10 protein-coding genes are annotated in these 8944 nt (G+C 28.8%); 3 read left to right on the top strand and 7 right to left on the bottom strand.

Annotated elements, in window-relative coordinates; genetic code table 11:
• Positions 1 to 479: 479 nt before the first annotated feature.
• Positions 480 to 1322, top strand: coding sequence for a TerC/Alx family metal homeostasis membrane protein (locus tag ACJDTP_RS22520; RefSeq protein ID WP_274596961.1), 843 nt, complete (start codon positions 480 to 482; stop codon positions 1320 to 1322).
• A gap of 210 nt (positions 1323 to 1532) precedes the next feature.
• Here ACJDTP_RS22520 and ACJDTP_RS22515 read toward each other — a convergent pair whose 3' ends face one another.
• Both ACJDTP_RS22515 and ACJDTP_RS22505 read right to left on the bottom strand, forming a co-directional pair.
• The gene (locus ACJDTP_RS22515; protein ID WP_406762523.1) at positions 1533 to 1766 is read right to left on the bottom strand and encodes a DUF3990 domain-containing protein; all 234 of its coding nucleotides are present in this window, start codon (positions 1764 to 1766) and stop codon (positions 1533 to 1535) included.
• Between the two features lie 254 nt (positions 1767 to 2020).
• Positions 2021 to 2677: a flavodoxin family protein gene (locus tag ACJDTP_RS22505; protein WP_406762522.1), complete on the bottom strand. Its 657-nt coding sequence runs from the start codon at positions 2675 to 2677 to the stop codon at positions 2021 to 2023.
• 140 nt (positions 2678 to 2817) lie between these two features.
• Here ACJDTP_RS22505 and ACJDTP_RS22500 point away from each other — a divergent pair, with 140 nt between their 5' ends.
• Entirely contained in the window at positions 2818 to 3198 is a 381-nt protein-coding gene (locus tag ACJDTP_RS22500; RefSeq protein ID WP_077840130.1) for a winged helix-turn-helix transcriptional regulator, read from the top strand.
• 182 nt (positions 3199 to 3380) lie between these two features.
• Here ACJDTP_RS22500 and ACJDTP_RS22495 read toward each other — a convergent pair whose 3' ends face one another.
• The 3 genes from ACJDTP_RS22495 to ACJDTP_RS22485 all read right to left on the bottom strand — a co-directional run bounded on the left by ACJDTP_RS22495 (position 3381) and on the right by ACJDTP_RS22485 (position 5641).
• Positions 3381 to 3569, bottom strand: a complete 189-nt coding sequence (locus tag ACJDTP_RS22495; RefSeq protein ID WP_077840124.1) for a hypothetical protein — start codon at positions 3567 to 3569, stop codon at positions 3381 to 3383.
• Positions 3570 to 3757: 188 nt separating this feature from the next.
• Positions 3758 to 4876, bottom strand: coding sequence for a DegT/DnrJ/EryC1/StrS family aminotransferase (locus tag ACJDTP_RS22490; RefSeq protein WP_406762521.1), 1119 nt, complete (start codon positions 4874 to 4876; stop codon positions 3758 to 3760).
• A 393-nt stretch (positions 4877 to 5269) separates the two neighbouring features.
• Positions 5270 to 5641, bottom strand: a complete 372-nt coding sequence (locus ACJDTP_RS22485; RefSeq protein WP_406762520.1) for a pyridoxamine 5'-phosphate oxidase family protein — start codon at positions 5639 to 5641, stop codon at positions 5270 to 5272.
• A 173-nt stretch (positions 5642 to 5814) separates the two neighbouring features.
• Here ACJDTP_RS22485 and pdxR point away from each other — a divergent pair, with 173 nt between their 5' ends.
• Positions 5815 to 7236 carry a MocR-like pyridoxine biosynthesis transcription factor PdxR gene (pdxR, locus tag ACJDTP_RS22480; RefSeq protein ID WP_406762519.1) on the top strand — a complete coding sequence of 474 codons (1422 nt, stop codon included), beginning with the start codon at positions 5815 to 5817 and terminating at the stop codon, positions 7234 to 7236.
• A 272-nt stretch (positions 7237 to 7508) separates the two neighbouring features.
• Here pdxR and ACJDTP_RS22475 read toward each other — a convergent pair whose 3' ends face one another.
• Entirely contained in the window at positions 7509 to 8099 is a 591-nt protein-coding gene (locus ACJDTP_RS22475) for a TetR/AcrR family transcriptional regulator (protein WP_012058430.1), read from the bottom strand.
• Between the two features lie 209 nt (positions 8100 to 8308).
• Positions 8309 to 8944, bottom strand: coding sequence for a bifunctional 4-hydroxy-2-oxoglutarate aldolase/2-dehydro-3-deoxy-phosphogluconate aldolase (locus ACJDTP_RS22470; protein WP_406762518.1), 636 nt, complete (start codon positions 8942 to 8944; stop codon positions 8309 to 8311).

Genomic DNA, 8944 nt, shown 5'->3' with positions numbered 1-8944 from the left:
TCTTAACATACCGAAGAGTCTAAAGCTAGATCCCATCTAGCTTTAGACTCTTCGAAATTCTATAATTTCCTATACAACAAAAAAGACTCTATAGTTAGAACACTTTCTAACTATAGAGTCTCACTAAGCATTGTTTTGCTTTCAAAGCCGGGATCTCTCCGTAATGACGACTTTGAATCCTGTTATAATTAACAGGCAGTTACTCCCCCTATAAATGAGATTATCACTGTCTTTTTATTATTCTTATTAACAATAATACTATTAAATAAAAAACTTGTCAATATTATAAAAATCTTAACATGATAAACTTTTATTGATTTATTCTTACATAATTGTTATATTATTTTAAGCAAGTTTTTTAATTGCTTTTTAAAGTTATTATAATTTACACAAAAAAAAACAAAACTTATATTGATATTGTTTTTACATAAAATTTCGAATATATTAAAAAAATATATTCGATTTAAATACAAATTTATCTGAAAGGAGCTACAAAAATGTCTACTAGAAAACATTTATTTAAGTTTTTATTAATTACATTTATAGCCGCTATATTTAATTTAGCTATATGGTATTACATGGGTTCTGAAAGGGCTTTAGAATTTCTCGGAGGATATATTATTGAATTAAGTCTTAGTGTAGATAATCTTTTTCTCTTTTTATTAATTTTCTCAAGCTTTGGAATTACTGCTAAACATCAAAAAAGAATTTTAACTTATGGAATTTTTGGTGCGATTATTCTAAGATTTATATTTGTTTTATTAGGAATTGCAATTATTAATGCATTTAAATGGATTATATATATATTTGGTATACTTCTTATTATAAGTGGTATAAAAATGATGATTAATAAAGAAGATGATGTATCATTTGAGAATAGTAAATTAATTAAACTTCTAAAAAAAATGATACCTGTAACTAAAGAGCTTCATGACGAAAAGTTTTTTGTGAAAATAAACAATGTTCTTCATGCAACACCATTATTTGCAATATTGTTTTTAATTGAAGGATCAGATTTACTATTTGCTATTGATTCAATTCCTGCAATATTTGCAATAACAACTAATGTTTTCATTGTATACACATCAAATATTTTTGCAATATTAGGTCTTAGAAATTTATATTTTCTTTTAGAAAAACTACATAGTACCTTCGAATATGTTAAATATGGAGTAGCCTTAATACTTATATTTACTGGTATAAAACTCGGAATATCATTTAAGTATCATATATCTATAGGGATTTCTATTTCTGTTATTATACTAATTCTTGTAATAAGTGTAATTGCCTCTATAATAATCAGCAGAAAAGGTAAAAAATGAATTATTAAATAATATCATATAAAACAAAAAATAAGACACATGAAAAAAATAACAAGACCCAAATGCCATGATTATTTTTCATTAGGCAAAGAAGTAGATTGCCTTCATAGCGGCTCTATTAGGACAAACGAATGACGTAGCATAATTGGAAATAGGCTTAGCATATGGACTTGTTTTTTTATTAGGTGGTTCTCTACTAATGAATATAGTTCAAAATTCCAATAGTAAAATAAATATGGCACTATTAAATTTACATATAATTAATAATGCTGTATAATTCACTCTAGAATAATACAGCACTTTCATTTCTTGCTTTAATTTATTTACATTTTCTAATAGTTCAAATATATTAACATAAGAAGTACCACTATAAACTCTTGCAACTCTTTTGGCCATTAGCTCCGCTTGTTCTTTAATTTCTGTGCAATAAAATCCCTTGGTCAAAATCTTTATAAATCCTGCATTTGCTTAAATCAATCTCCCTAATAATTATATTTTATCCATGATATGATATCAGGTTAACTCCCAAAAATTATTCCTTGCAGTCATAATCATATATTCTACTTCATCATTGCTAGATAGTGTATGCCATATTTCATAGTTTTCCAAAATAAAATTAATAAACTTATATATATTTAACTAATCAAAAGATTCATTATATGTTAACTTTTCTCGTAATTTGATATACTACTTTATTTCTAGTGCTTTATTAAATTTGCACCTAATTCAAATGCTTTTTGACAATCTAAAGGAAATTGAATTTTTCTATGTGCTGCTTTTTCTTCTTCGGAGAAGGATTCAACTTTATATTTTGAGTAATCATCAAATTGATAAGTATTATTTGAATACATAACTAATGGTTTTGTGAATATATGTCCAATATTAGATTCCATGCGCTCAAAAGTTTTTAAATAACCAATTTGCTTCATCACCTCTTCTTTAACATTCATTGTATAAATAAATGCTGTTGGCATCCTCTTTGGCGCTAGTGAAGTACCATTATTGTCATACACAAGATAAGGAAATAATAGTCTTTCTAAAAATGATAGGAATTTACCTGTTACATTACTAAAATATACTGGAGAACTAAAAATAAGTCCATCAGCTTGAGATACTTTTTCTAAAACTTCTTGAAGATCGTCTTTTACTGCACATTTTCCATAACTGTTACTTCCAAGTCTTTTACAAGCAAAGCAACTTATACATCCAGTATAATTTAAATCATATAAATTAATTATTTCAGTTTCAATTTCTTTATCTTTTGCAGATTCTTTTACTCCCTCTAAAGCTTTTTGAAGCAATGTAGCTGTATTTTTATTTTTTCTTGGACTTCCGTTAATACCATAAATTTTCATAGTAACACTCCTCTTTCTGTATATTCTCCTATAATGTTTTTGTTATAATTAATATAGCATAGGAGAAAAGATATACAAGAATGCAGTTTTTTCTGTGCCAGTATAAAAAGTATACTATTGAATTTGAAGGAGTTGTGATTATGAGTGATTATATGAATTATAATAAAGAATTCCCTGCTGATAATGTATATGAAAGAAAATGTCCTGTTATATATGCACTCGATATTTTAGGCCAGAAATGGAAATTACCTATCTTATGGTGTCTATCCAACAAAGATTTTACTAGATATAGTGAATTAAAACGAAAAGTTAAAGGTATTACTAATATGATGCTTACAAAGTCTTTAAAAGAATTAGAAGAACATAAGCTAATTGTTAGAACCCAATATGAAACCATTCCTCCGAAGGTTGAATATTCTTTGACAGAAAGAGGTAAAGCCTTACTTCCAACATTTAAGGAATTATACATATGGGGTGAAGAGCAACTTAAACTTGATACGTCAAAATCAAATTATGAATAATATAAAATAATGTATGATATATAAATTTACGTAAAAATAAATCTATATATTATCTTTATTATTATAAATTTATATTTCATATCTTTTAAATGCTTCTCATTTACTTTAATACATAATGTAAGAATATTGAAAACTAACATGAAACTATTTATGGCTAGTTATAATATCTTTAATGATTATTATTAAGTATTTAAAGCATAGAATATCAATGAAATTATTCCACAAACTATAACGCTAGTAATAATCCTAGTGAGTAGATACCCTTTCATTAATTGACTTAAATCACCTATTAATGGACTATTTACCAAACCTGCGAAGTTAGCCATTGAATTTTTTATATTCGTCAATTTTGCGTTTATCTTTTTATCCACGAAATTCCTCCCTAGTATTAATTAATCATTGACAATAATTTACTATTACGAATCAATTATAACATATTTTGTAAACATCCCATTGTTCAATTTTCATTTAACCAATGAACTACCGAACTATCTTACTTTTCTGCAAGAATTATCGTGGTATTTTCAATTCTTTAATTCACCTTTACAGTCTTCTAATATTATTTAAAAAAACTTTTGATAGTTTCACATACAAAATCAACTTCTGCTTCTGTTATTTGAGGATATATTGGAAGTGCAAGTATTCTCTCACATATACTTTCAGCAACCGGAAAATCTCCTTTTTTATAACCTAAATAACTGAAACACCTTTGAAGATGTAATGGTATAGGATAATAAATACTAAATTGAATCTGATTTTTCTTTAAGTATTCTCCAAGTTCATCTCTCTTTTCTGTTAATATATTAAATACATAATACACAGGATTTTGCTCGCCTTTCAAAGTGGCAAATTTTAATTCCTGACAATCTTTTAACCTATCTAAATACCAATTAGCAACAATTTCTCTCTTTTTAATACTTTCTTTTATGTATTTCATTTTCACTTGAAGAATAGCTGCCTGTATAGTATCTAATCTTGAATTGTATCCAATATGCTCATAGTGATATTTTTTTGATGCTCCGTGAACTCTATACATTCTAGCTAATCTAGCTAATTCATCATTATTTGTTACTATCATTCCTCCATCCCCAAAACCACCAAGAGTCTTGGTTGGAAAGAATGAGAAAATCCCAAAATCTCCAATAGTGCCTGAATGTTTATATTCAGACCCATTTCCTTTCCATCTCATTCCAAATCCCTCAGCAGCATCTTCAAGTACTCTCAAATTATGTTTACCTGCTATGTCCATTATTTTATCCATATCAGCCATTTGTGAAAAAAGATGAATTGGAACTATACCAACAGTATTTTTAGTAACTTTTTCTTCTATTTTATTTGCATCAATATTAAAAGTCTCCTCATCAACATCTACAAAAACTGGTTTTCCCCCTCTTCTTGTTATACATGAAGTAGATGCAAGAAATGTAAATGGAGATGTGATGACTTCTTTTCCGCTTTCAAACCCTAAAATATCCGAAGTTAAAATTAGCGCATCAGTTCCAGATGCAACAGCAATCGCATGTTTAGCTCCAGTAAACTCCTCAATAGATTTTTCAAAATCAGTCACCTCTTTTCCAAGGGTTGAAATTCCTTCTTGCATAACGCTAATAACAGCATTATCAAACTCTTGTTTATGTTCTTCATATTCTCTTTTAGATGTATAAAAATCAACTTTCAATTTATGTTCCTCCTTTTGTTTTTTCCATATTTTTCATGAATTGCTACTACAAATCTATATATTGCGCAAATCATATGAATAGCTATTTTTTCTTTATACACCTATTTTAATTCCTACCCTTAGGTATGAGTCAATATTAATATCCTAACTGTTTTCCTACAATAATTACATTTATCCTATCTTTAATAAACTGCCCTCTAATTGATAGATAAGATTATTTATATACGAACATAATCAATTGCTATCCAACTTCTAATATTATATAGTCCCATACCCTATATATATTGCTGAATTAAACTTATATAATCCATATTAATAACATCTAAAAAGAGTACTTTTTAGATATTTCACTAATATAAAGTACTCTTTTTCAAAAGCTATGTTATATTATTACTATATAGTTTGCTTAGCAGATATAACTGTTATCTCTAGCACTCTACTTAAAAAAGGAAATTTTTTCTTCACCATATCAAAGTCTGGACCCTCTACAAGGAATTTTGCAGTTCCTTCTATTAAAAATCCTGTTCCTGGATGTTGATGTCCCATAACCTCTTTGCTACCTAAAGTAACTTTAACTTTACTATTTGCTTCTATGTTTTTTTGAGTTCTTCTCATGCCTCCTGCAGGTATTAATATCCTACCATCTTCAGTAACACTAAGAAATGAATGCCAAGTATTAACTACATGCGCCTCATTGTTACTACAAGATACTATAGCTACTACACCTTCATGTGATATAACTTCAAGCAATTTTTGATTTAACATTTAAATTCCTCCTCTGTAATTCTACAAATTTAATTATTTTAATATTTTAAAAAGTCTTAATTTGTGCACATTGACTTTTCTATAAAACAATTATACAATCAACGTGTACTCATCAAAAGTGCCAATTCTTTTTATTTTATAGGATACAGTTCATAAGAGGAGTGTTTTAAAAAATGATTGTTCTAGATAACGATTCAAGAGTTCCACTATATTTACAAATTTATGATCAGTTAAAAGAAGAGATAATTTCAGGACAGCTTTTGGAAGGCAGTAAGCTATATTCAACACGAACGCTTGCAACAACATTAAATGTCAGTAGAAATACAGTAGAAAGCGCTTATCTGCAACTTTCTTCTGAAGGATATGTCACAAGTAAAGCAGGCAGTGGATTCATAGTTGAAAAACTAGATAGTATGCTAATCACTAAGCTAAAGAGAGATAGCTCTGTCAATATTGAGAATCATAAAACGACGTTATCTGAGATGAATTCTGATAATAATTATAAGTATAATTTCAAATATGGAAAGTTAAATGCTTCTGATTTTCCTTTGCGCTTATGGAGAAGGATATCAAATAAATGCTTGGCCTCTATAGATGCTGAAGTTATGACATCTTATACTAGCAGTAAAGGCGAAAAAGAATTACGAATAGAAATAATGAATTATTTAAATAAATCAAGGGGTGTCTCATGTACCTCAGAACAGATTATTATTACTTCAGGCTTTGAGCAGTGTTTAAGTTTACTATGCCAAATGTTCAGAAACAATTTTTCTAAAGTAGCTTTAGAAGATCCTGGCTACATTGGTGCAAGAAAGATTTTTAACAATAACGGATATGATGCTGTTCCAATTAGCTTAGACAAGGATGGAATAAATATTACTGAATTAGAAAATAGCTCCACAAAGATAGTATATGTAACCCCCTCACATCAATTTCCGACTGGATCAGTGATGCCAATTCAAAAAAGGTTACAATTATTAGATTGGGCAAGAAGAGAAAATGGAATTATAATTGAAGATGATTATGATAGTGAACTTCGTTACAATTCAAGGCCAATACCTTCAATACAAGGTATTGATTCAAAAGGCTGTGTTATATATATTGGTACTTTTTCAAAGTCTTTCTCCCCAAGCTTGCGATTGAATTATATGGTATTACCCCAATCATTACTAGAAATATATGATAATTTTTTTAGCAGCTACCAAACCTCAGTTCCAATAGTTGAGCAAAAAATAATTCAACAGTTTATGCATTTAGGACATTGGGATAGTCATCTGCGTAAAATATCTCTTCTAAATAAAAGAAGACATGATATGTTAATCCACTCTATTCATAAATTTATGGGAGACAATGTTATTATTCATGGTAAAAATGCAGGTTTGCATATCTTGCTAGAATTAAATAATGGATTATCTGAAGAAGAGATAATAGAAAAAGCTAAAGAATATGGCGTTATAGTTTCTCCTGTATCTACATATTGGTTACGCAAGGATAAATATCCTAATAATATGGTTTTTCTTGGTTTTGGCGGAATGACTGACAGTGATATTGTTGAGGGTGTTAATTTACTTAGTAAAGCATGGTTTAGTAAGTAAATCCTATTAGGAAATTAAAATAGGCAATAAGGGTTGTCGCATTAGCGGATTAAAATCCATTAGCGATAACTCATTTTTTAGCCTACATAAATTATTTCTTAAATAAGATATTGAGCTAATTAATAAAAGGTCCAAGTTCTATTTTTTAATCAACATTTGAACCTTTTAAATCTAATCTAATTGTCTTTATGCTATGAAGCCAGCTCTTTTCTTTATTAAGAAATAATAAGGAAATCTTAATTATAAGTCCAATGTTATTCTTACCAATTAGATTATTTACTCGCTTTATATATCGGAAGTAAAATATTATCAATAATATCCTCAGTATTCGTTTCTGTGATCCTTCCATGTAAAACAAGCTCATTTATAATTAGTATAGCTGGTAAATTTAAAGCCTTTTCAGAAATAGTATCTATTGAAAGTGAAATCTCTTTGCGCTGATTAGCTCGCGTTATAATAGTTTCAGTTGATTCACGAAGACCATTTCCGTTGTTTATAACATTAAATAAATCGTAAGGCGTCATATTAGAAAGCATATCTAAAATCACATCTCGTAGATCATCGGGTCTGATAATTTCAAATAGATTTAAAACATTAAATAAGGCTATTAGATCTTCTCTTAGCGAACCATGATCACTGACTTCTAATTCTATTGATGGTGCATGTCGGCTTAAAGCGGCAAAAATAAGATAACATTTTTGTGGCCATCGACGATAAATAGCATTTTTATTGGTCTTTGCAGCTTGAGCTACATCGTCCATAGTCAATTTGCTATATCCTATTTGATTAAGCAATAACCAAGCCTGATCTAAGATCGCATTTTCAAGTATAACGCCTCGGCGTCGACTAACTTTTTCATTCATGATATAACCTCCTATTTTGGGTCTACATAATTCCACCATAATATAGTACCATAAACACCAATAAATAAAATAGCCAAAATCGTTAATTTACTGATCCAATTAATAAGCTGAGGATTATTTAAATATATTCCTGAAATTGTCCACGGGATATAACGGCCTAGGGGCCTCAATTACATAATCCTCATAAAAAAAAGCCGTGCAATATTGCACTAAGCTTTAATTTGATCAACTAATGATTTTAACAAGTTGCTTGTCTTTTCTTTACCTTCCTCTTTAATCATTTTTTCAGAAATAATAAATGATCCACCAACCGCTAAAATATTATCATTACTAACATAATCTATAAAGTTATCTGCATTAATTCCTCCTGTCGGCAAGAATTTCACATCATAGAATGGTCCACTTAATGCTTTAATTGCTTTTAAACCACCATAAATATCTGCTGGGAAATACTTTACAACATGAAGTCCATAACTAACAACTTTTTGAATATCAGTTGGAGTTGCTGTTCCAGGAAAAACTGGAACTTTGTTTTCAATACAATATTCAATTATCTCTGGAATCACTGCTGGAGAAACTATAAAACTTGCTCCATTTTCAATTGCCTTCTTAGCTTCTTCTAATGTACGCACAGTTCCTGCTCCAACAATTAACTTACCCGATTGTGAAAGTTTATTAATTGCTTCTAAAGCCAGATTGCTTCTAAATGTTACTTCTATAAAAGGTACATCATTTCTTAAAAGAATCTCTTCCAAATCATCTAAATACTTTAAATCGGTTGCAGTATAAAGTGGTAATAACTTTACTTCTCCTAATTTTTTATATACATCTACATTTACACTCAT

The organism is Candidatus Clostridium helianthi (genome assembly GCF_045310795.1).
GTDB lineage: Bacteria > Bacillota > Clostridia > Clostridiales > Clostridiaceae > Clostridium > Clostridium helianthi.
The sequence above is the reverse complement of the archived record's forward strand: the minus strand, read 5'-3'. Positions and strand labels throughout refer to the sequence as shown.